Below are 22,712 nucleotides of genomic sequence, written 5' to 3'. Positions count from 1 at the left end.
TTGAAATTCATTTCTTTAGAAATGGTTGTTCAATAGTAGATACTATTGTATATCATTGAATTATATTTCAATTGTTATACCAATTACGTTTTATAATGTCGGTTAATATTTTGAATGACCGACGATTATAAATGTGTTTGGTATTAAAAATGGTAGGTACTTGTGTTGAAATTTTTATGTTTGTATGATTGATGATTTTTTTATTGGAAATATTTAAAGGCAATGGCAAATGCGATAACGGATATCGTCATACCGGTAATAAAGATGGTATAAGTCCACCACAATATTTTGTATTTTCGATCGAGGACTTTACCTAGAAAATAGAGGTCCTTAGTTAGGGTAGAATAGATGTAGTCTTTGTCTTTTATCAATTCTTTCATTGCCCAATCGTAGTCTTGTAAACTCATTTGATGAAAATTTCCAAAAAAGAGAAGGTTGACATTTTTATTTTCCACATCTTCTTTAGAGAATTTTCCAGCCGTTACATTGGGGCGAGTGGCCAGTACTGAGAGAATCATCGAGACCACTGCAAAAAAAACAAAAATAACGGAAGGTACAATAAGGTAGGTATTCGAAGAATTGTCCAATTTTGGAATGAGGTTAGACAGGGCAAGAGATATGACTATGGCATTGACAGAGAGTAAAATATTGGCTTTGGTGTCGGCAATATCACTCAATTTCAAGTGGTTGGTCATGGTTACCCTGTATAGGGTCTGGATGCCTCGTTCTGGACTTTCTTCCTTGTATTTTGATTTTAATGCCTCCTTCTTGGCCAATTGTTTTTCTTCCTCTCTGGCTTTTAAAAGTCTTTTGAGATTTTTGTCCTTACCGGAATGCCAGTTTTTCATAGCATAATCGGAATAATATTGATGACCAGATCGCAGGTGTTTTATATTTTCCTCCTGCCATTCTGAGCTGGAATAATTGGCAATATTCAGTAGAGCAAGTTCTTCGCGGAGCAATTCCGAGGTTTCGATAAAACTCTTTTTGCTAAAGTGAGAACAGTCGGCATCTCTGATGATTTCTTCGGCAATATTTTGTGGAACATGGCCGTGTTTGGTCGCCATGATGTATTGATAGACTTTTTGTGCTCTTTGAGGTTGATAATCTTCTCTTTCGAAAAATGCCTTGGCTAGGGCCACACTGTTTTCTTCATGATTTTCTGAGCCTTTGGTATATCCAATATCGTGCAGCCAAGCGGTAAGTAATAGGACTTCTTTTTCACTGTCTTCTAACTGGTAAAAATTGACGATTTCTGTGACTCCTCGTACCACTCTTTGGGTATGGACAAGGTTGTGATAGAGAAACCGATGATCTAATATATTCGTCAGCAAATCGGTTGCATATTGCTGTGCCTTATTAATAATGTTTGCCATAATTCAAGTGGTTAAATTCAATAACAATAAACAAATTACAAATTAAAAACCGAATCCAATTTTAAAAACGATTCGAGGTGATTCTTCAATCCCTTCCTTCGGGAAATAACCTCCTAAGGACAGAATGATACTGCCCAATGGACTTACCCAGAAACCACCTCCAGTACTGTGATGCCATTGCGAGGAAGATTCTTCTTTTAGCCAAACTCGACCGTAGTCAAAACTTCCAAATAGTCCGAAACTAAAAGGTACGATTTGATTTTCATTATCAGTCAAGCGGATTCGAAGGTCGGTGCTCTGCCAAAAGGAAGATTGACCGTAAAATCTTTCGGCTCGATAGCCACGCAATTGGTCCCCTCCAATATTGGGCATTTGAAAAAATTCATAACCATCTCCATAGTTTTGAGCCCACCCGATTTGAGAAGCTAAAATGAGGTTCTCTTTGCTGTCCAGAGGTTTGAAGAAGGACAGACTGGCTCGCAACGCAGTAAAATTTTTATCGCTACTCATCAATGTATTCCACTGTGCTGAAGATTCAAATTGTATTCCAGAGTGGGGGGCGAAAGTATTGTCGAGATTGTTGTAATACAAGCCCAAAAGACCACCTATAAACTGTTTAGTGTCGAAAATATCGTCGCTGGGTTCAAGATTGGATATCAATCGATTTGCAGTATATTCAATTTGGGATAGGTCTAATGTAGGTCCGAGAGTCAAAAATCCCGATTGACCAGCAAATCGTTTCTTAATAGCGGGATAGATATAGAATCGTTCTTGTCGTACTCTATAGTATTGTTGATTGTCCACGGATCGTATGGTTTCATTGCCCAGCCCAGCATAGTTAAACGAATAGGTCGGTCCATGATATCGAGTATTTAGGTAGAAATCCCATTCTTTGAATACGCTTAGAAAATCACCGCGGTAATGAAGGGCTAAGGCTTGTGAGCCAAATGCATAGGATGCACCAAAATGTTGCTCCGAGGCAAAAGGTATTTTTTTAAATCGGTGGGTTACATATTTCATATTGAGACCAATCTTAAACTTGTCATCTGGATTGTAGCCGAGGATGGGGATGGGCATCATCATATTGTATTCGCTGTCATATCCGCGTCTATCGTATATGTTGTACCGCGAAATAGAAGTTCTCTTGTCTTTGGCTTCGCTGCCAAGTTCGACAATGTTTTTGCGAAGGTCGTCATAGACTAGGGTCTTTTTACCGAGGCCATTTACCTTGGAATTGTCGATAAAAGTGTCCTTACCCAATCCTCCAACCAATCTAATTTTTGGGCTTTTCTTTACTTGTCCACTGATTTCAAATCGATCTCTAGCCCCATTGCCATAGAGGATGATTTCTTTAGTGACTTTATTTTCGAATATCCTATCATAAGTGATTTGTTTTATTTTGCCTTTTTTGGATACTTCGGTTATCCTAACATGGGTTAAAGAATCATTCAGGCGATTTACTTCAAACATTTCTTCTTCCTCTGTGCCAATGACGTCGACAGATTTGGAAAGGAATTCAAAATGGGTCCTAGCAATATCCATTAAATGATCTCTTCTGGCTTTTAATCCTTTTTTGAGATCGGCGGCAGAGAGTTCTTGTACCTTTTGCGGCCAGTCATCGAAGGCATGATCAATTATGGAATCGGTTAGGTGTTTTTGAATATGTTTTACTTCTTTTTCCCATTCCGTCCAGCTCAATTCATTGAGAAATGTCCTGTCAAAGAGGCGGGCACTCCAAGTCGTCCATTTCATGCTCTGAATTTCTGGACCAAAGGATTGTAATTGACGCATAAATGGCATGGTTTGTCTGGCTATGGCAGGGACGAGGCCGTCGTATTTAGAGAATGCTTGGTCTCGGTCTCTCGGTATGGGGCGGTAAAGTTCTCTACCTTTGGGTTGATCGATTTTAGCCCAGCGCCATTGATCGTCATGTCTGTCCCAATCACCGATGATAAAATCAAATAATCGAGATCGCAATGCCCAAGCTTCATCAACTTGATGGTCTGGGTGTTCTAGGAGATTGTTGACCAGGTCTATAGTGCTGATAATTTTGTCCGCATTTCCGAAAAAATCTGCATCCTTCCAATATTTGCCCGATGGCCTTTCTTCTACAAGATTGACATCGCCTCCAAAACCGTAGTTAAATTCTCCCAAACTTGGTTGTTTTGGTATGTAATAGAGTTTGGGATTGGTATGGTAAACATCTACGGCTTCAGCCAAATTGGGAATGGCAAATGGAGCAAATGGATGGGTGGATAGAAAATTGTCTTCGACAAGATATTTTGCGGCCACCATTTTGTTGAATGGGTAGGGTAGAAACCGAGTAACATCTTTGGTCATTTCCCTTAAGGCATAGTCTTTTCCTATGCTGTCTTCTACCCGAAGGGAATTGGTTTGGTTACCACCGCCTTGTTTGACTGGAGTGACTCCACCTCTATATTGGTCGAGATCAAGAATGGGAAAGTCGTATTCTTCCATGTATATCGCTCGATGGTGTTCGCCCAATATAAACTTGTGAATGTCCCCGACAGCTTCTACCTTATTTTTGATAATGGTTCTGGTAATACTGTCTCGGTGTTGGTGATATTCTGAAAAGTCGTATTCTTCAATAATTTCTTCAATATTTTTACCTTCTTTCACTTTTTTCTCGAAAATGATTTTGGCTTTTTTACCGGACTCATCTACGGCGAAAAATTGTATCCATGTTTCACCATTTTCATAAAATTTCAATGCACTATAGCCCATTGCTCCGGAGGCAAATAGAGATCCTTTCCCTAGGCCGACTGGACTTTTTTTAGACGCACTGCCACTGACTACAAATTTTTGATCATCGTTTTCGATATATTGAAGTCCGTGTTCATGTCCACTGATAAATATAAATTCCCCATTTTTCTTGGCGCCGGCCAAAAGAGCAGATCTCAATTCCTTGTAATGAAGATTGGCCACATCTTGACGAGATCCGAGAAAAGTGCGAAATCCAACAGCTAAGCTGCCGATTACGGGAAAGGGGATGAATAGATTAGGATTGATTTCCGTCAGTGGAAAGAGGTGTTCTTTTGCAGTGAATTTTCCGCCATGGGGGCCATAGGTATAGGGAGGATGGTGCATGGCGATGACTAAATTTTTATTTCGATATTTTCGGACGGCGTTTTCGAAGACAAATTTGAAACTGGCTCGATTTCTGGCTTCACATCCAGTATTGAGCTTGGGTTCTTCGGACAAATCGGCCAACCACCAGTTGGAGTTAACTACTATGACCACAATGTCGTCATTGAGTTCTATCACTTCTGGGCCAGAGCAACCGTCATCTGGCAAGAAATAATTTTCCCAATCGTCCTTGTCTTTTACCCCGCGTTTTTTATTTATATAGGATTCCACAAATTTTTCTTGCTGTTCTAAACCAGTTTGACCCCATCCTGCATAGTCGTGATTGCCTGGTATAAATACCGGTCTGCCGGGATAGTGATCTAGGGTCTTGAGTTGGGCTGTCAATCTGTATTCGGCCAAATCTCTGTTAATGGAATCTTCTTTTGGAGGCATGCCGGCGGGATAAATATTGTCTCCTAAGAAGAAAACAGAGCTGTTTTGGGTTTCATTGTCCAACTGGCTTTTGAGGTATTGTAAGACAGGTGGATTGGAGCCCGGATTGGCATTGCCCGCATCGCCTATAAGATACATGGTATGTAGGGGCTGTTGTGTAGGGAGATGGTCAGAGCTTAATTCTGGATGGTGACCTTTTAGATATTGGGTTTTGTGAGAAGCACATGAAAAGGCAGAAAGGATAAGGGCGGTAATAAGGATGAAGGGGAGGGGCCTTTTAATTAACATAATTGATTGTTTTAATTTGAGTATTTATACAAAGACTTACTCAAATTATTATAAACTGTTTTTTTTGGTAATAGTTAACAAAATTACAAAAAAGTCTTAGGGTTGGACATTATTATATTTAGGTGCCTTGGCTCTTGAGTAAAACATTAAGATAAGGTAAGTGCTTTGTTAGTATTTGCGACTAAATTTAAATGGCTTTTAGCACTAGTGTTTATAAGAAATACATTTAATAATTGCCAGATTTATTAAAAATAAAGGAAATAGGAGGCAATGTAAAAGGTGGGAATTGTATGCCCCTAGTATAGAGAGCCTGCCGCATTGATTTGGAGAGATTCTTGGCAAATGAATTTGTTAACCAAAAATAACTATATTTATAAGGAAGTTATAATGGAAATCTATAAAGCGAAAAGAATTGGGCATCATATAGGAAAAGTATTTTAAGAATCTGGTTTATGTGTTCATGTTTCCATATTTCGTGTTATATTTCTATGTATATATTGCAGACCTTTATCCTTCAACGCAAAGGAAAATAATATGGGAAGGGAAATCAAAAGAATTACATCCATTAGCCAAGTCCATGAATTGTTAGGCATAGAAAAACCCAAGCACCCGCTAATTAGTGTTTTGGATTTAAACCATTGTGTCATTGGCTCCGAATGGGTAGGAGTAAAAATATCTATGGATCTATATTCTATTGCGCTTAAGGACGCCAGTTGTGGCATGGATTATGGTCGCAATACTTACGATTTCGACGAAGGGGTATTGATCTTTACAGCACCTCAACAGGTTACATCAGCCAGTAAAGCACAAAATCTTCAACAAGTAAATGGCTGGAAGATATTTTTTCATCCCGATCTCATTCGCAATGCAGAATTGGGCAAACACATAGACGATTATGGCTTTTTTTCTTACGATGTATACGAGGCATTACACCTTTCCGACATTGAAGAGAAAAAACTTAAAGAATGTGTCAAACTGATTCAATCTGAAATTGAGGAACGCATCGATAACCACAGTCAACGAGTAATTGTCTCTACCCTGGAATTGCTGTTGAATTATAGCAATCGTTTTTACGAACGGCAATTTAATACTCGCAAGGCTCAAAATGTGGATACCGTCAGTCAATTTGAAACTCTGCTTAAATCGTATTATAAAGAAGGTTTGTTTTCTGAAAACGGATTTCCATCCATCGATTATTTTGCCAATGCCATCCATTTGTCGCCCAATTATCTCAGCGATTTATTGAAAAAGGAAACCGGTTTGACAGCTAAGGATCATATCAATTTATTTATTATTGAAAAAGCAAAGACATTACTGTTAAACAATTCTGATACCATCAGTACTATTGCTTATCGACTGGGATTTAACTATCCTCATTATTTTAGTCGTTTATTTAAAGCTAAAACGGGAATGACGCCTCAAGATTATCGAAGTAATTCACTATTAAATTAATACAAATGAAAGTTATCATTACAGGAAGTACGGGAATGGTGGGAAGAGCTGTGCTCATAGAGTGTTTGGAAGACAAATCCGTGACAGAAGTATTGGTCATTAATCGAAATCCTATTGAACTTACTCATGATAAATTGAAGGAAGTCTTGGTCAAAGATTTTGGACAAATTGAAAGATATGCCAGTGATCTTAGTGGCTATGACGCTTGTTTTCACTGTATGGGTGTTTCTGCTGTAGGACTGAGTGAAGAGGCCTATCATAAAATTACCTATGGGTTCAGTCAATCCTTGATGGATATCCTATTCCAACTCAATCCTCAAATGACAGTGACCTATGTGTCGGGCCGAGGCAGTGATAGTACAGAGCAAGGCAATGTAATGTGGGCTCGTGTAAAAGGGGCAACCGAAAATTATATGTTGAATAGAGGCTTTAAGGACGCCTATGCATTTAGGCCGGGGATTATTTTGCCCGAAAAAGGGGTGAAGTCCAAGACGGCATGGTACAATGCGGCTTACGTTGTTTTGCGTCCGTTTTTTCCCTTAATGCGAAAAATGAAAAGTTCGACGGGAAGTTCTGATGTAGGTCGTGCTATGTTGGCTGTTTGTCGTCAACCAGACGCTGTTAAAATAGTGGAGGTGGAAGATATTAATCGCCTATCTCGGCGGAATAATTAAGGAATAATGGATTTGTGTTTGTCTTTCTGTAATGGGTGTTAATTTACCGTTTTTTCGCTTCATATATTTGATTTACAATTAATTAATAAATTAAAAATATGAAGGTTATGCGTAAGACAATTTTAATTACAGGGGCAAGTTCAGGCATTGGCAGACAGTCGGTAAAGAAATTTCAATCAGAAGGTTGGAATGTTATCGCTACTATGAGAAAGCCAGAAAAGGAAGTGGAACTAAATACATTGGATAGGGTATTGGTTACTAGGTTGGATGTGCAAGATCAAGCCAGTATCGCAGCCGCTGTAGCTGCGGGAATTGATAAATGGGGTCAAATCGATGTGGTGTTGAATAATGCGGGATATGGATTAATGGGTAGTTTTGAATCCATTACCGAAGAAGCTATTCAACGTCAATACGCCGTCAACGTCTTTGGATTGTTTGATGTCAGTCGAGCTGTATTACCACATTTTAGAGCTATGAAGAGTGGAATGTTTATCAATATTTCATCCGTAGGTGGAAAAATCACCTTTCCTCTTATGTCTTTATATCACTCTACCAAGTTTGCCGTCGAAGGTTTTAGTGAATCTGTTCATTATGAATGGGCGAAGCTGGGAATAAAAGTAAAAATCGTAGAACCAGGAGCGGTAGCTACCAATTTTGGGAGTAGGTCTTTGGATTTTCATCACGATAATTCGTTGACGGATTACAACGATTTTGTAAATGGAATCATGGAACTTTTTGAAAAAAAGATGGATTCATCCAGTTTATGTAGCCCAGATGAAATTGCCGATGTAATATTTGAGGCCGCTACCGATGGTAGTGATCAACTCAGGTATCGAGCAGGGCAGGAAGCAGAAGAAATATTGACGGCTCGATCAAATATGACTGATGAAGCTTTCTTAGGGATGATGAAGAGTCAGTTAGGTATTAGTGAGAAAATTGATTAGGATTTTAGTATAGGGGATTTTCTTTTTGTTCATTTGTTTACATATTTAATTTTGTTGATTGTTTGAGTGTTGATATAGAATAAAATTAAAATAGTATTTATTGAAATTATATTTTTTAGCTGATTATTTGTATATTAAGGTAAATACAATGTCGGGCTAATGTTTTTGAATATATTCCATATTATAAGTCATGTTATTCCTGGGAACCAAGATAGAAACAAATTTGCATGAGAAGTATAACTATTATATGTTGTTTTTATTGGATTTTCAATCTATTGTGGGCCTGCGATAGGGGAATTCCCTCTACTCAATCTATTGAAAAAGATCATTCATTATTGATCACCGATGAAGTCAAGGATCGGTTGGGAATTACCCATGCCCAATTTCTGAGCGCTGCAAGTAAACGTGCATTAGAGTGGCCAAATAGAAGTAATGAGTGGTATATTGAGTTTTCTGGTCTTCAGCCTTTGAAAGGGGATTTGGCTTATGAAGAAGGCGTTGTCAGGCGTGATCCCAGTGCCTTACTTTATGAAAATGGGAAATACTATGTATGGTATAGTAAGAGTATAGGTCCAACTCAGGGGTTTGATGGAGATGTGGTAAATGAAAAGGTTTTTCCATGGGATCGATGCGACATATGGTATGCTACTTCGCCAGATGGTTGGACGTGGAAGGAAGAAGGTGTGGCAGTGCCGCGAGGGGCTGCGGGGCGTTTTGACGATAGGTCGGTCTTTACACCTGAAATATTAAAATTTGATAATAAATTCTATCTGTGTTATCAGACCGTTCAATCTCCTTATGAATTAAGAGTGAAAAATCAGGTGGGAATGGCTTGGTCTGAGAGTCCGAATGGCCCATGGAATAAGGTGGAAAAGCCGATATTAAGTCCTGCGGATAATGGAATTTGGGCAGGAACAAAACAGAATCGATTTAATGTAATTAAAAAGGGAGATTTTGACAGTCACAAGGTACATGACCCTTGTATTCTCCCTTATAAAAACCAATTTTACCTCTATTATAAAGGTGAGCAAATGGGGGAAGAAATTACCTTTGGTGGACGCCAAATAAGACATGGCGTGGCTATCGCCGATGATATTTTGGGACCTTATATAAAGTCACCTTATAATCCGATTAGCAATAGTGGTCATGAAATTTGTGTATGGCCTTACAAAGGAGGAATAGCTTCATTGATTACCACAGATGGCCCGGAAAGAAACACAATACAATGGGCGGATGACGGTATTAACTTTGAAATAATGTCTTCTATAAAAACACCACCCCATGCTATTGGATTAAATCGTTCGGCAGATCAGGAAAAAGAACCTACTGAGATTTTGCGTTGGGGCTTGTCCCATCGGTATCAAAACAAAGATTATCAATGTATTATGAGGTTCTCTTCCTATAGAAGGTATAATGAGTAGTTTTCTCTAGGAAGCTAATATAAAAGACTATTTCAATATTGGGAAGGATAAAAGTGTGGTTCCACCATAATGCTTTAGAAGCGCTGTCCTTCTATGGCAGTTTTTCCCCAAATTCCAAAATTACTTTTGAAAGTCCAGTATTTGTCCATTGTGAACTCAAAGGTCGAGGCATTATGGGACTGAATGGTGGTCCAGCTTTATACCAATTATAAAGGTATTTGGTATTAATCATAGTGAGGTCATGTCCTTGGTCATAGAATGCCACAATCAAGAAGAGATTGATTATTATTGGCATCACTTAATCTCCGATGGTGGGGCGGAAAGTATGTGTGGTTAGTGTAAGGACACATACGGCCTGTCTTGGCAAGTTGTGCCTGCCTTACTCGGTGAGTGGATGAAGGATGACGATAAGGCAGAAAGAGTAACGGCAGCCTATTTAAAGATGTAAAAATTGGATATGGATATTCTAATGAAGGCTTAACCATTGTATTTCGTACAATACGTATTGAGTGGGCATTGGAAATGAGATTTGATGGGGGAATCTTATAGAAAAATGTGAGAAGTTGATATCGCTCTACAATACTAGTGATGATATTTTCCAATATTGTATTCTAAATTTATAAAACGATTTCGATATTTTCATAGCTGACCAATTGATTTGATTGGTTGAAACATGGAAATGAAGATGTCTATGTCATTAATAAGCATTTGGTATTAGTAGAAATTGTTATTTTAAATGCAGATATTCGATTATGTCGGTATGATTTATATAATAATATAATTAAAAGATTCAATGTCAATAGATCATTTATTCAACTTAGAAAATAAAACCGCCTTGGTTACCGGATGTAAAAGAGGGATCGGAAAAGCCATGGCTGAGGCTTTGGCCGAGGCCGGAGCCAATATTATTGGCGTTTCCATGTCTTTGGAGCCTGGCAGTGAAGTAGAAAAATCCGTAAAATCACTAGGTCGGGAATTTACCCCATATCAATGCGATTTTGGGAATAGAGCGGCATTGGAGGAATTTATAAAAAGTGTAAAAGTCAACCATAATACCATCGATATTTTGGTGAATAATGCCGGTACCATATTGAGAGATCCAGCTGTTCAACATTCGGATGAATATTGGGATCGTGTCATAGCTGTCAATCAGACGGCGCCTTTTATTTTGACGCGTGAATTTGGAAAAGACATGGTTGCTCGAGGTTCGGGTAAAATCATTTTTACGGCTTCTTTATTGACATTTCAGGGAGGGATAACGGTTCCTGGATATGCGGCAAGTAAAGGGGCTATTGGACAGATGACCAAGGCTTTTGCCAATGAATGGGCTGGAAAAGGGGTAAATGTCAATGCCATTGCTCCAGGCTATATTTCTACCGACAATACCCAGGCGTTAAGAGAAAACCCAGATCGAAGCAGGTCAATTTTGGAGCGAATTCCAGCTGGGAGATGGGGTTTGCCTGAGGACTTCAAAGGCCCTACAATATTTTTGGCTTCCCAAGCGTCGGATTATATGCACGGTACTGTGATGACTGTGGATGGGGGCTGGATGGGAAGATAATAGTATTGAAGCCCCATATTAAGTTTGAAATCATTCATTATGGCTAAATATTTTGCAGATCCTTTATTCATAAATTAAATTATATAGTGATGAGGCCTAGTTTAAAGTTCATTCTAGTAACACAACTTGGTTGAGCGTTTATAACATTGGATATAAATACTCGACTGTTCAGTGTTGACCTAGCAGTAGTTGGCAAATTGATGGATTCTTAAATGATGTTTTATAATTCTGCTAGAGCTGGCACAGTGAGAGCCTCAATATCCCATCCAGCTAATTTGGCTCCAGCGATATAGGAGCTCTCTAAAAAGTCTAGCACCATTTGAGTTGGATTGCTGCTTGCCTCTACATCAGCATATTTGAGGATGGCCATTGGGCTGCCGTTGGCTTCTATCCAAAAACTTTGTCTAGGCCATAGTTTCTCTTGATCCAATCCATCAGGAGAAGGATAAGTATAGGAGTAGTAGGCTGGTTCTGTCATGTTGTCGTCTCCTGCCCAAAAACCAAAACTAATGACTTCGTGAGAATAGGCATCTTTTTCCAAAATACGTGCATTGGGATTCATTGGCGGAGCGGGTTTACCAGAAAATCTCGTCACGGTAAGATCCATGTGGTGCCAATAAATGTGAACGGGACAGGTTTTGCTGTAGCTTCGACCACTGAAGGTCTTGAAAACACCGTCATTCCACAGCATCATTTGCCAGAAGGTATGTATGGACTGCCAATCGTAGTGATGGTATTCCGTTATTTGATCAAAATTTTTGTCTATGCCCATATCCAAGGGGCGATGGATAAATTGAGGGTTTAGACCCCAGTTATGTAAGATGGTCATAGTGTCTTTATAGAAGGCTGCAACACTGTATCCGTCTTTCAACTTTAATTCAATGGTCTCTCCAGTGCTGCTGTCAAATTGAACGGCTTTCTTGTGAATGTTGAAGGTGATTTCGAAGGTGTTGAGCCCGTCTGATAAAGGAATGCTGTGGGTTGAAAATCCTTTAGAGGATACGTATTGAGTTATACCCCACCAATGATTTTTTCTAGGACTTGCAGCGAGTCGAACTTTGCCAATGATTTGAAGAATAAGGTGGAGGGTGATTCTGGTTTCTGTCCAATCATTGTAAGGGAGGAAGGGAAGTTGCATGGTTTATATTTTAATGGATTGATAAAATCTAGTGTGTTGTGATTTATTTCAATGGTTTTGGTAGATAATAGTTGTTGGAATTTGATTATTTCTATAATATTGTTTTGAGAGGGTTGGTGGATATGATAAAGCATAGATAATGGTTTAGTCATTCAATATATGGCATGGCAGAAGATGACCGAGCGAAGTGCGAAGCACCGAAGGTCGTAAATCGACCTTCGGCGAGGGAACCGGAGCCACTGGCTCCGGCGTGATTGAACCGTAAATCTGCAGGATATTACTTATTAATATTATGTCGTCCCTACAGGACTTCTTTTCAAGATGACAATTAATTCATAGGGTTTCACCCTACGCTGACATATTTCGTCCTTTCAGGACTTTTTTAAGCTTGAATGGCATGATCTCACTGTAAATCGTCAGGTTTTTAGCCACAGGCCCGAGGCATGACTGAGCTTGTCAATTATAAAAGTATTTGGTATAAATTCAATTGTAATATGATCTGAGTATTGAATTGATATAAGATGTATTAAAATGACAAAGGACGTCGCGTAAATAAGAAATAAAATCCTAAATTGTTAATCCCAATAAACCCGAAAATACATTTGTCCATAAAGGCAGTTGAAAATCAACTTCTTATTTTCAATGGGGAAATAACAAGTGTAATATGGAGGGGTATGATAGATAAAAAAGTCGGCGTATTGGTTAGTAAATGCTAATATGAGAATTTAACTCAATAAGGAGGATGACGATTAAACGGATTTTTGAGTGGGGAATATCGAATCCCAAAAAACTAATTCTAATAGATGGCTTTGCTGCCTTATTGTCGGCTATTTTGTTAGGAATAGTCTTAGTGAAATTCGAATACCTTTTTGGAATACCTAGACCAACTTTATATTTTCTTGCTTCATTCCCTTGTCTATTCGCCCTTTATGATTTTTACGGTTACTATGTGAGTGATAAAAAAGTAGGAAGCTTCCTAAAAGGAATCGCGATTTTAAATGGTATGTATTGCTGTATATCAATTATTATGTTGATTTATCATAGAGAAAAAATCTCAAATCTAGGATGGATTTATATTCTAACAGAGATATTGATTGTTAGCCTGCTCGCATTTTTTGAATTAATCGTAGGAAAACGACAAATAGAATCATGAGAGAACCGAATAAGTAAATCCAATACTAGAGATTCTGTGTTTAAATAAGTTATTAGCGTTTTTGTAATCCACAAATTGGAAATTTCAAAGGGCAGTAGCTCTATCGCAGTTTAGAGTTATATAGATGTGAAGGAGTAGTGCTATGTTGCATTTCTTTGCTGTGATTTTGATTAGGGATATTTTGGTGAAAATAGGTAGAGAGGAAGGGGATTTCATTTTATTTTTATATTTGTTTGGACAGGGATTCATGATCGATATGATTTACGGTCAATTTGGACTCCTTTATTAATCACCAAGCCCAACAAGATGATAACTACCAAGAATATAAAATTTTCTACCTTTCTAAAAATGACCGGGCCATATGTATTAATCTTGTTCGGTATTTTCACTATCATAACTTTGCTCTACTATTTCGAAATCATTCATGTCGCCATACCTTGGTTGCCCATTTCCATTATCGCTACTGCGGTAGCCTTTTATGTAGGGTTTAAGAACAACCAGTCTTACGATAGAATGTGGGAAGCTCGAAAAATATGGGGTGGCATTGTCAACGAAAGTCGGTCATTGGGTATGATGATTGATGGGTATATCAGCAATGACTTTGTCCAGACACCATTCGATACCAATGAATTGCAGAAGATAAAACAGAGATTAATGTATCGCCATATCGCCTGGCTTTATGCTCATCGAAGTCAACTGTTAATTCCTACCAGTTGGGAACACGTGAGTCAAGGTGGAAAAGAGGCTCGGTATGCCAAGGAGTTTCAAGAAAAGTACGGTGTGGGCTTGGTTGCCGATGAAGTAACTCAAAATGGTTTACATCATTTTTTGCCGCCTGAAGAGCACGATCGATTGATCAACCATGTTAATACAGCTACCCAAATCATCAATGAACAATCTCGAGATTTAAGCCAGTTACGCGCTCGTGGGATGCTCGATGATTTTCGCCATATGCAAATGATGGATGTATTGCGCAGTTTTTATACCTTACAGGGGAAGAATGAACGAATTAAGAAGTTTCCCTTGCCTCGTCAATATGCCAATATTAGCCGCTATTTTGTAGGAATATTTATCTTTTTACTACCTTTTGGATTGATTCCAGAGTTAATGAAAATAGAGGATTATGGTATTTGGCTGGCAATTCCCATTACCGTACTTGTGGGCTGGGTCTACGTTATGATGGAAGTGGTTGGGGATTATTCAGAGAATCCATTTTCGGGAATGGCACAAGATATTCCGATGATGTCACTGTGTAGGATTATAGAAATTGACCTCAGAGAAATGTTGGGGGAGACCGATCTGCCATCTCCAATCCAATCTGTGGATGGGGTGTTGATGTAAGATGGGTAAGTGATCTGCACAATTGAAATAAGTGTGCACTGATACTTCGTGACTATATATAAAATGGATTTTAGTAAATAGATTGCCTAGACAACATTTCTATTTCTAAGTATTTGTTGTGGTTTAATAGAATATTGGAGAGAGTTTTTAAAATAAATTACAATAATCTTTATGGAATTAAAATTTATTTTTATATTGAATAGCGGTGGAGTGTAATTCGCCTTGCCTATAATAGGAGGTCTTTAGTTATTGAAATATCTTTTTTCTTTTAAAAGAAGCTACTGTAAAATTAAAAGATATAGCTGAAAAAGCGGTTTTGATATCTTTTGAGATTGTTCGGATTTTAGACCCACTTTGGTTTCCTAAAAAATTGGGAGGTGAAGTTTCTTTAAGAGAAAGGCTTGTTTCAAATTCAAGACAAACACCTTGGTATTAAAAATTAGTTAGAAATGATATTGGCGGAGCTACAATTGCTGTTTTTAGACTGGGTGGAGGTATAGCTTTAGGAGTTGTACCAGGAACAAATACTGTTATCGGAACTAGTATTGCAGTAAGTGCTGTAGGTGCTTCTGCGGTTGGTGCTTTTTGGGATTAAAATATTAATTATGAAAAAGATAGTAGGTGGTGTGCTCCTGGTTATAATTTGTTTTATAGTATTAAAAGGTCTAAATCGATTGCTTAATATTGAGACAAGCCATAGTAAGGATTTGTTGTTGAGTGTATTTATTGTTGTTTGGAATGAAATTGTATTTGTGAAGCTGAAAGTATTTAAAACCGAAAAAAAATGATAAGTGGGCACTCTGTTATATTTGAATATCTTGTGGGCTATCTATGTACTAGTAGCAGAGGCCGCTAGCACATAGATAGGTTGCTGCACTAAGGCGTGATGGCAACGCAAATCGATAGGTTTTATCCACTGTGCTCCGGAAGGGTTTGCCACCATGCCGAGGCGTGATCTTTTAATTCATTTTAAGGTCGTAGAGACACGACCGAATATAACTGAATGAAGTCTCATTGTGACCAAATACCCTCAATGGGTATTTGGTGGTCTTTCAGACTACTTCATTTAGTCGTGACTCTACAACGATAAACCGAAATATAACCGTCAATTATATATGTATTTTGAATAAAAAAGGCTTATTTTTTGATATCAATTTTCGCACAGTAACTTTATTTTGATTAGAGAAAAGATGTGAAATTACCAGTGATGTTTAATATTCAGAAGAACCGGGAGGTCTATCTCTCTATTATAGTCGGGAGATTAACCAATTCAATCTTTGCAGCAAGGATGATGTGAAATTTATTAAAGTGCAATAGTTTTTATTTTAATGCTTTCTGGCTGTTTATGTGTTTTAAAATGAGAAATATTGCAAATTAAGTAGTTATATATTTCGTAAATAAAATACAATATTGTTTATTTTGTTCGTGTTTATCGTTACTTTTAATAATCAAATCAGTGTATTCCGCTTTACCCATAAAGGAACTCTTAAATTTTTGACATTTTTTTTAATCATAAAATTAAAAGAGTTATGCACATAGATAAGAATAGTCTATTATTTCTTTTACCGTGAATAAGGTTGTTTCTCGATGTGAAATGTCTGAATAGGGGATTGACAATTAGAAACATAATCCTGAAAATATTCAAATAGGTTATTTAACCGTAGTTGATAAAGAATTGCATTTTTTTATATCTAGATTCTTACTTCAAAGATGTTGGGGGAATTTTAGAAATGGATAAAATTCAGTGATGTTTGGTTTAGCATTTGATCTTTCATTAACCTATTTAAATACAGTTGTTCCTAAGTTTTGTAAGGTGAAAGTGAAGAGTACCAGTCTTGTGACGGGTGATAAATGGGCTTCCGTTTGCTGTGGAGGCTACCTTTGTCCGTCAACTGATGACGAAAGTCCTTATACCCCATAGTTGAATGAGAAATTAAACTTCTAAGAATTATTATCTAACTAAAAACGATAATTATGAAAAAAGGATTTTTATTAACCCTCATTGTTGGTATATGTATTACGTTTAGTGGGACATTGGATGCTCAAGTCAAGCTGTCCGCGACCCTAGGGGGTGGATTTAGTGATCTTTCACGGTATTTTGATGATACAGAAGAATTTGAACTGCTCAATGGGCATATTCTAATGGAGCTGGGTGGAGCCGTATCAGGAACTTTTGTCAAGGGAGGAAAGTTGGGATGGTCATCCAAAGTTTTGCTGCAGTTTGATGGTTTTAAAAATATTCCAGTGGATTATGAGGCTTTAAAGACGGAAAGATTGAAATATCAACACATTCTGGAGAATGGTCTAGTTATTTATGAAATCGATGGGACATTTCGATATCCTCGAGATTATAACAATGTTTTTCAACAAAAAAATTGGTCGGTTAATCTACCTATTTCTCTGACGCTAAATGTCTTTGATGCGGTAGGATTGATAATGGGAGTTGATTTGCATTATTCATTGACCAAGTTTGATCAAGCCAACCGTTTGAAAATAAGTGGTGTGGTCAAAGAAGTTGTTCATTTTGAGGATTTTAATCTGGGAGGTCATTTAGGATTTTTTGTCCCGATTGGTCAGCGGTTTCAGATCGAAGGTCGTGTCTTTTCAGATTTTGAGACTAGGCTTAAATTGACAAACTTTGACAATCGAGGCTACTATAGAGTAGGGGCAGCCATGAGTGTGAACTACCAATTGAATTGAGTTTATTGAAGGAATAATGAGCCTTTTATCGATTTCCGATAGGGCTCATTTTTTAATCTAATGCAAAATGAAAAATTTACTTGGATTAATTTTTTTGCTCGGATTGTCTGCCATTAATGCCCAGAATAATAGAGTTGTTGTTACATCTTTATTATCGGGCGAGCCATTATACCACGCTTATGTGATCAATAAATCAAATAATACACAGGTTGCTGCAGACGAATCAGGAGTGGCTCGGATTGGAGGGCAGTTTGGAGATTCAATTCGAGTGAGCTATGTGGGGTATAGAGATACAGGATTCATTCTCATAGAGAATATCTCGCAGTATTCAGTAGGTCTGATGATTCAGACTTTTGAAGAAGTCGTTATCTTTGCCGAAGAGGCCTTCAATCGAAAGGCGGCATTGGGACGTCATGATGTGTCGATGGAGTTTTTAACGGCGGTTCCATCCCTTACAGGAGATGCGGATATATTAAAAACCATTACTTTTTTACCTGGAGTTACTGCTGGGCGAGAAGGATATTCACATCTTTTTGTGCGTGGAGGTGAACAAGATCAAAATCAAATATTATACGATGGAGCTTCCTTGTACAACGTCAATCATTTTGGCGGGTTTATTTCTATGTTCAATTCAGAAATGATAGGGTCTGTGGACTTTTATAAGAGTTATTGGCCTTCTCAATTTGGAGGTCGATTGTCATCTGTGTTGGATGTGCGCTCGGAGCAAGGCAATTATAAGGAACACCAACAGACGGTAGATATAGGTTTTATTTATTCCAAAGCCAAGGTGACTGGGCCGCTATGGAAGGATAAAGTAAGTTACAATATTGGTGCACGTCGTACTTTAATTGATTTATTAACGGGACCCAGAATTCGAAAAGCCAAACAGGGTACAGGGCAGGAATATGCTTTAAATGTAAAAGTATTTGATCTCAATGCTCGGATAGATGCTCGATTGTCTAAAAATCAACATTTGGCTTTGAGTTATCTACAAGTAAAAGATGTAATTGAAAATTATACAAGAGAATTTGGGGATAATAGTACTGAAGATCACCTAACACAGAATCGTATTTTAGCTCTTAATTATTCTTGGTATATCAACAATGTGACTACTGTAAAAGCTCATGTCAGTCATTCTAGTTATGCTCACAATTATACGGATAAGATATATTCAAAGGATTATATTTATGGGAATATTGGTCCCGATGCACTTTATGAAGTGGATATTTTTAATCGATATTCGGGTAATAAGGTAACTTCCATAAAATTAAATATTACCGGAGCAACTAGATTATGGGATGCAGTAGAATTGGATTTTGGATTGGTATATGAAAATCTAGATTATCTTGTTTTCTTGGATCGTTCTGATCAGTTTGAAACCAATGGAATAGTTTCTACTGTCGATGCTTATTCTGGACAAGTGAAACAAGATCATGCACGTACGTATTCTACGTTTTTGGATGGTCTATATTCGATCTCCTCAAGGTGGAGAGTAAAAGCGGGTATCCGTTTTCCCTATTACAGTTATCGAGAATATTCTCTTTGGTTACCGGAGCCGAAAGTGTCTACCATCTTTGATCTTAATGATGAAACGACGGTTAATCTATCCTTTAACATACAGCAGCAAAGTACGACTATGATGGGCTATCTCAATGAGGAAGGTTATTATAGAGAGTTTTATATAGCCAATCAGGCCAATTTACCTACATCGCTGTCGCGTCAGTGGTCCATGGGATTGTTTCGATCTTTTAACCATTGGATCGATAATTTTTCAGTAGAAATATTTTATAAAAAACAGACTAGGTTAGGTAAGTTTTTGCCTGCAAGCAATCTTGATAGAGCAGTAATTCAATACCGTGATTTCTTTCACTTGAATGGGGTTAATCAAACCTACGGCATAGAATTGTTGGCTCAGAAAACAGCTGGAAAGATTCACGCTTCCATTGCTTACACCTATTCCAAATCATTGTTAACCTATTCTAGTCTCAATGTTGGACGGCCTTTTGCTGCTGATTTTGATTTTACCCACAATGCCAATATACTGTTGGTGTATAAATTTGGAAAGGGATATAAGTTAGCGACTTCGTGGAACTATAAAAGTGGTCGGCCTTTTACCCTGCCTGTAGGGCTGAGTCCGGCGGATGGGTTGTCTAGAACTTATGCAGTCATCACCAAGATCAATAATGCTCGTATGCCTCCATTTCATCGGTTGGATCTGAGTTTGGATAGAGAATGGTTAACGGTGAATAAAGGAAAACGACAATGGATAGGAATCAGTGTGTATAACGCCTACAATAGAATAAATCCATTTCATATAGGGTTTGAAGAGGCAAATAAAATAAAGATTACAGGGTTGTTTCCTATTATTCCATCCCTTCATTTTGGCTTCGAAATATGAGTGTATTAAACCATAAAAACAGCAATGGCTTATGAGATTATTGTTAAATATTACAGGATGTGTATTGGTGTTGTGGATGATAATGTCGGCTTGTGAATTGAAGACTTCCATTCCTTTTGATTATCCTGACTTCGAAGCCGAATTGCATATATTGGCTACCGCTGGGCCCATTTCTGGTGGTAGAGTGTTGATTCAATACATCAGACCGCTCAAAGGGATAGATGCGAATTATCCTCCCTTACCTAGTTTTGAGGTTAATTTATTGGAAGAGGGTAGGAAAATGACCTCTTTTCAAGAAGATTCTATTGGACGATTTGTGATAGCTCCATCAGACTTGTCATTAAAGGTAGGGAGAGGCTATTCGATTGAAATAATAAATTCAGAATCGGGAGTGAAATTTTATTCTGAGGAAAGTATTTTGCCACCTAAGCCTATCATATTGGAAGTAAATATTACGGCACCGGAGGCTGATCCATATTTGTATTTTACGAAAGTGACTTTGGCCCCAGTGAGTCAGTCTGTATTTGGAATGTCATTTTATCCACTATTGATGGATGAGTCAGAGATTGCTATTCGGCCGTATTCATTAAAAGAACAACTCAACAGTAAGATGCAGACACTAAATGACAGTTTATGGACTACTGATTTTGAGTATGTATTTCGGAATAGAAGAGATTACGGTTCTTCAGACAGCATTTTATACGCTAATAAATCTAAAATGTTTGTTACTTACTTGTCCGAGGACTTGACTCGATTGATCGCTGAAGCGGAGGAGCAATTTTATACCGGCGAGTTTGAATACCTTTCCTTAAATCCAGTATACAATAATATGAGTAATGGGTTGGGATTGTGGGGCTTGTTTAATGAAGACACCTTAAGTGTGGAGATTAAATAGTGAAATAGGTAGCGAAATAAACATGTGGATTTAACGGGTTGTATATAATGCCACAGTATTATACGAATTACATTTATAATTAACGGTAATCTTTCGATTTATTAGAAGTTTTACTTCGTTTAAAATACTCGCCGTAGCTACGGCTATGCCTGTGTTTTTAGCCTCGTCAAACTTCAAATATTCTCGAAATCTTTTCCGTCATTATAAAATGTAATTCGTATTAGTTATTAAGATCCTGTTTTCTTGTGGTATTATATCACACAAGGTTTATTTTATTGGGTAAATGTTATTGGCTGTCCCAGAATGATAAAGGCAAAGTATTGGAAGGACGAAAAATCACGGGAAGTGAAATTTTTACGACTTTAAGGGGAGTAGATATTGTTTTAAAAAATTCCCGAACGCAGCGCATTGAGCCGCTGCGCTGAGCGCAGTCGAAGTATGATAGTCGAAGTGGACGACATAGTTTTAAAGTTTCAGTAGATAATATTATAACATTTGAACTATTTAGTTTCATGTCCAAACTCCATATTTAGAGATTTCTAGTATGAGTTTTGTTTTTTAGGAATAAGCTAATTCTCCGAGCTAGAGGTAGGACCAGATCTTTCGTTTTGATTTAAGAAATTAAAATAATTGCATTTTATAATAGACATTATCCTCATTGGTAAATTTGAATTGAACCCTTCAGGTTCTAAAGCAAACTCCACATAAATATTGCTTGCGAATATGAGTTTTGTTTTTTAGGAAGAAGCTAATTCCCCGAGCTAGAGGTAGGATCAGATCTTTCGTTTTGATTTAAGAAATTGAAATAATTGCATTTTATAATGGACACTATCCTCATTGGTAAATTTGAATTGAACCCTTCAGGTTTCTAGCCAAAGTCCATACAGATAGTGGTTGCTAGTTTGAATTTTATTTTTTTGGAAGAACTTATCTATCGAAGTTAGAATTGAATGATCAGACCTCTCGTTTTGAATTAAGAAATTAAAATAGTTGCATTTAATAATGGACACTATCCTCATTGGTAGATTTGAATTGAACCTGAAGGGTTCACATGTATATAGCAAATCAGCTGTCAATAATTTCGACCCAATGGGGGTCGTACTTTCTAACCTTAATTAGTTCATAGCCGATAATTATTTTTTAAAAAAAATATTTGTTTTTTTAAATTTTATTCATAATGACATGGGCGTGAGTAATATTTTGAGTATCTTTTAATCTAGAGAATTATTTGTAATAATTTCTAAATGTAATAACATGAGGTCTGGCACTTTTACTCAGCTCTATATTCATTTGATATTTGCCGTAAAACACAGGCAAAATCTTATATTAAATTATTGGGAAGAGGAATTAAAAAAATACATCACTGGTATTATAAATGTAAAAGGTGAAAAATTACTCGCTATAAACAATGTAAAAGATCACATTCATATCTTAATAAGGATTAGACCTTCTTGCTGTTTGTCAGATCTCGTAAGAGAAATAAAAAAATCATCAAATGCTTGGATTAACAAAAATCGATTTGTAAAAGGAAAATTTGAATGGCAAGAAGGCTATGGCGCATTCTCTTGCAGTCACTATTCAATCGATAACGTTATCAACTACATAGAGCAACAAAAGGAACATCACAAACGAATTTCATTTAAAGAAGAATATATTACCTTCTTAAAAAACAATAATATTGAATTTGATGATAGTCATCTATTTAATTGGGTGGAATAAATTTAAATACAGGACTATATTGCCAATCTCAGAAAAAGGGATAGTTCATTTAACTGTGTCTTTGTTTAAAAATAATATTATTCTACTTCCCTCTTTTGGGAAGTAAGATTAG

17 protein-coding genes are annotated in these 22,712 nt (G+C 37.4%); 14 read left to right on the top strand and 3 right to left on the bottom strand.

Annotation, left to right across the window (positions count from 1 at the left end):
* Positions 1–200 precede the first annotated feature (200 nt).
* Together LVD51_RS18450 and LVD51_RS18445 are read right to left on the bottom strand one after the other, a co-directional pair.
* The gene (locus tag LVD51_RS18450) at positions 201–1,376 is read right to left on the bottom strand and encodes a Pycsar system effector family protein (RefSeq protein WP_236972850.1); all 1,176 of its coding nucleotides are present in this window, start codon (positions 1,374–1,376) and stop codon (positions 201–203) included.
* 42 nt (positions 1,377–1,418) lie between these two features.
* Positions 1,419–5,204, bottom strand: a complete 3,786-nt coding sequence (locus LVD51_RS18445; protein ID WP_236972849.1) for a metallophosphoesterase — start codon at positions 5,202–5,204, stop codon at positions 1,419–1,421.
* 534 nt (positions 5,205–5,738) lie between these two features.
* Between LVD51_RS18445 and LVD51_RS18440 the strand changes: the two genes are divergently transcribed.
* The 7 genes from LVD51_RS18440 to LVD51_RS18415 all read left to right on the top strand — a co-directional run bounded on the left by LVD51_RS18440 (position 5,739) and on the right by LVD51_RS18415 (position 11,256).
* A complete protein-coding gene (locus LVD51_RS18440; protein ID WP_236972848.1) occupies positions 5,739–6,656 on the top strand; it encodes a helix-turn-helix domain-containing protein in 918 nt (305 codons plus the stop codon).
* 5 nt (positions 6,657–6,661) lie between these two features.
* Positions 6,662–7,330 (top strand): NAD-dependent epimerase/dehydratase family protein, encoded by a 669-nt coding sequence (locus LVD51_RS18435; RefSeq protein ID WP_236972847.1) that lies wholly within the window; start codon positions 6,662–6,664, stop codon positions 7,328–7,330.
* 107 nt (positions 7,331–7,437) lie between these two features.
* Positions 7,438–8,274, top strand: coding sequence for an SDR family oxidoreductase (locus LVD51_RS18430; protein WP_236972846.1), 837 nt, complete (start codon positions 7,438–7,440; stop codon positions 8,272–8,274).
* A gap of 227 nt (positions 8,275–8,501) precedes the next feature.
* Positions 8,502–9,695 carry a glycoside hydrolase family 117 protein gene (locus LVD51_RS18425; protein WP_236972845.1) on the top strand — a complete coding sequence of 398 codons (1,194 nt, stop codon included), beginning with the start codon at positions 8,502–8,504 and terminating at the stop codon, positions 9,693–9,695.
* A 38-nt stretch (positions 9,696–9,733) separates the two neighbouring features.
* Complete coding sequence (locus tag LVD51_RS18420; protein ID WP_236972844.1) at positions 9,734–9,907, top strand: VOC family protein; 174 nt, start codon at positions 9,734–9,736, stop codon at positions 9,905–9,907.
* A gap of 29 nt (positions 9,908–9,936) precedes the next feature.
* Complete coding sequence (locus tag LVD51_RS20265) at positions 9,937–10,032, top strand: VOC family protein (protein WP_394803192.1); 96 nt, start codon at positions 9,937–9,939, stop codon at positions 10,030–10,032.
* 456 nt (positions 10,033–10,488) lie between these two features.
* Complete coding sequence (locus LVD51_RS18415; protein ID WP_262912813.1) at positions 10,489–11,256, top strand: SDR family NAD(P)-dependent oxidoreductase; 768 nt, start codon at positions 10,489–10,491, stop codon at positions 11,254–11,256.
* Between the two features lie 220 nt (positions 11,257–11,476).
* Here the strand turns inward: LVD51_RS18415 and LVD51_RS18410 are convergent, their stop codons facing one another.
* The gene (locus LVD51_RS18410; protein ID WP_236972843.1) at positions 11,477–12,394 is read right to left on the bottom strand and encodes a DUF5996 family protein; all 918 of its coding nucleotides are present in this window, start codon (positions 12,392–12,394) and stop codon (positions 11,477–11,479) included.
* Between the two features lie 742 nt (positions 12,395–13,136).
* On the opposite strand from LVD51_RS18410, the gene LVD51_RS18405 reads away from it, so the two are divergent.
* The 7 genes from LVD51_RS18405 to tnpA all read left to right on the top strand — a co-directional run bounded on the left by LVD51_RS18405 (position 13,137) and on the right by tnpA (position 22,600).
* Complete coding sequence (locus LVD51_RS18405) at positions 13,137–13,547, top strand: SID1 transmembrane family member (RefSeq protein WP_236972842.1); 411 nt, start codon at positions 13,137–13,139, stop codon at positions 13,545–13,547.
* Between the two features lie 306 nt (positions 13,548–13,853).
* Positions 13,854–14,888 carry a bestrophin family protein gene (locus LVD51_RS18400; protein ID WP_236972841.1) on the top strand — a complete coding sequence of 345 codons (1,035 nt, stop codon included), beginning with the start codon at positions 13,854–13,856 and terminating at the stop codon, positions 14,886–14,888.
* Between the two features lie 605 nt (positions 14,889–15,493).
* The gene (locus LVD51_RS18395) at positions 15,494–15,676 is read left to right on the top strand and encodes a hypothetical protein (RefSeq protein ID WP_236972840.1); all 183 of its coding nucleotides are present in this window, start codon (positions 15,494–15,496) and stop codon (positions 15,674–15,676) included.
* Between the two features lie 1,186 nt (positions 15,677–16,862).
* Positions 16,863–17,588: a hypothetical protein gene (locus LVD51_RS18390; RefSeq protein WP_236972839.1), complete on the top strand. Its 726-nt coding sequence runs from the start codon at positions 16,863–16,865 to the stop codon at positions 17,586–17,588.
* Positions 17,589–17,655: 67 nt separating this feature from the next.
* Entirely contained in the window at positions 17,656–19,986 is a 2,331-nt protein-coding gene (locus tag LVD51_RS18385; RefSeq protein ID WP_236972838.1) for a TonB-dependent receptor plug domain-containing protein, read from the top strand.
* A 31-nt stretch (positions 19,987–20,017) separates the two neighbouring features.
* Positions 20,018–20,881: a hypothetical protein gene (locus LVD51_RS18380; protein ID WP_236972837.1), complete on the top strand. Its 864-nt coding sequence runs from the start codon at positions 20,018–20,020 to the stop codon at positions 20,879–20,881.
* Positions 20,882–22,135: 1,254 nt separating this feature from the next.
* Positions 22,136–22,600, top strand: a complete 465-nt coding sequence (tnpA, locus tag LVD51_RS18375; RefSeq protein ID WP_236972836.1) for an IS200/IS605 family transposase — start codon at positions 22,136–22,138, stop codon at positions 22,598–22,600.
* Positions 22,601–22,712 lie beyond the last annotated feature (112 nt).

The sequence above is a fragment of the Membranihabitans marinus genome (assembly GCF_021729155.1).
GTDB classification, from domain to species: domain Bacteria; phylum Bacteroidota; class Bacteroidia; order Chitinophagales; family Saprospiraceae; genus Membranihabitans; species Membranihabitans marinus.
Note: the sequence above shows the minus strand (reverse complement) of the source record. Positions and strands in the feature narration are given on the sequence as shown.

Coding starts and splice junctions, on each gene's coding strand:
- LVD51_RS18450 (WP_236972850.1), bottom strand. CDS start 1,376: ATGGCAAACATTATTAATAAGGCACAGCAATATGCAACCGATTTGCTG.
- LVD51_RS18445 (WP_236972849.1), bottom strand. CDS start 5,204: ATGTTAATTAAAAGGCCCCTCCCCTTCATCCTTATTACCGCCCTTATC.
- LVD51_RS18440 (WP_236972848.1), top strand. CDS start 5,739: ATGGGAAGGGAAATCAAAAGAATTACATCCATTAGCCAAGTCCATGAA.
- LVD51_RS18435 (WP_236972847.1), top strand. CDS start 6,662: ATGAAAGTTATCATTACAGGAAGTACGGGAATGGTGGGAAGAGCTGTG.
- LVD51_RS18430 (WP_236972846.1), top strand. CDS start 7,438: ATGCGTAAGACAATTTTAATTACAGGGGCAAGTTCAGGCATTGGCAGA.
- LVD51_RS18425 (WP_236972845.1), top strand. CDS start 8,502: ATGAGAAGTATAACTATTATATGTTGTTTTTATTGGATTTTCAATCTA.
- LVD51_RS20265 (WP_394803192.1), top strand. CDS start 9,937: ATGTCCTTGGTCATAGAATGCCACAATCAAGAAGAGATTGATTATTAT.
- LVD51_RS18415 (WP_262912813.1), top strand. CDS start 10,489: ATGTCAATAGATCATTTATTCAACTTAGAAAATAAAACCGCCTTGGTT.
- LVD51_RS18410 (WP_236972843.1), bottom strand. CDS start 12,394: ATGCAACTTCCCTTCCTCCCTTACAATGATTGGACAGAAACCAGAATC.
- LVD51_RS18405 (WP_236972842.1), top strand. CDS start 13,137: ATGACGATTAAACGGATTTTTGAGTGGGGAATATCGAATCCCAAAAAA.
- LVD51_RS18400 (WP_236972841.1), top strand. CDS start 13,854: ATGATAACTACCAAGAATATAAAATTTTCTACCTTTCTAAAAATGACC.
- LVD51_RS18395 (WP_236972840.1), top strand. CDS start 15,494: ATGAAAAAGATAGTAGGTGGTGTGCTCCTGGTTATAATTTGTTTTATA.
- LVD51_RS18390 (WP_236972839.1), top strand. CDS start 16,863: ATGAAAAAAGGATTTTTATTAACCCTCATTGTTGGTATATGTATTACG.
- LVD51_RS18385 (WP_236972838.1), top strand. CDS start 17,656: ATGAAAAATTTACTTGGATTAATTTTTTTGCTCGGATTGTCTGCCATT.
- LVD51_RS18380 (WP_236972837.1), top strand. CDS start 20,018: ATGAGATTATTGTTAAATATTACAGGATGTGTATTGGTGTTGTGGATG.
- tnpA (WP_236972836.1), top strand. CDS start 22,136: ATGAGGTCTGGCACTTTTACTCAGCTCTATATTCATTTGATATTTGCC.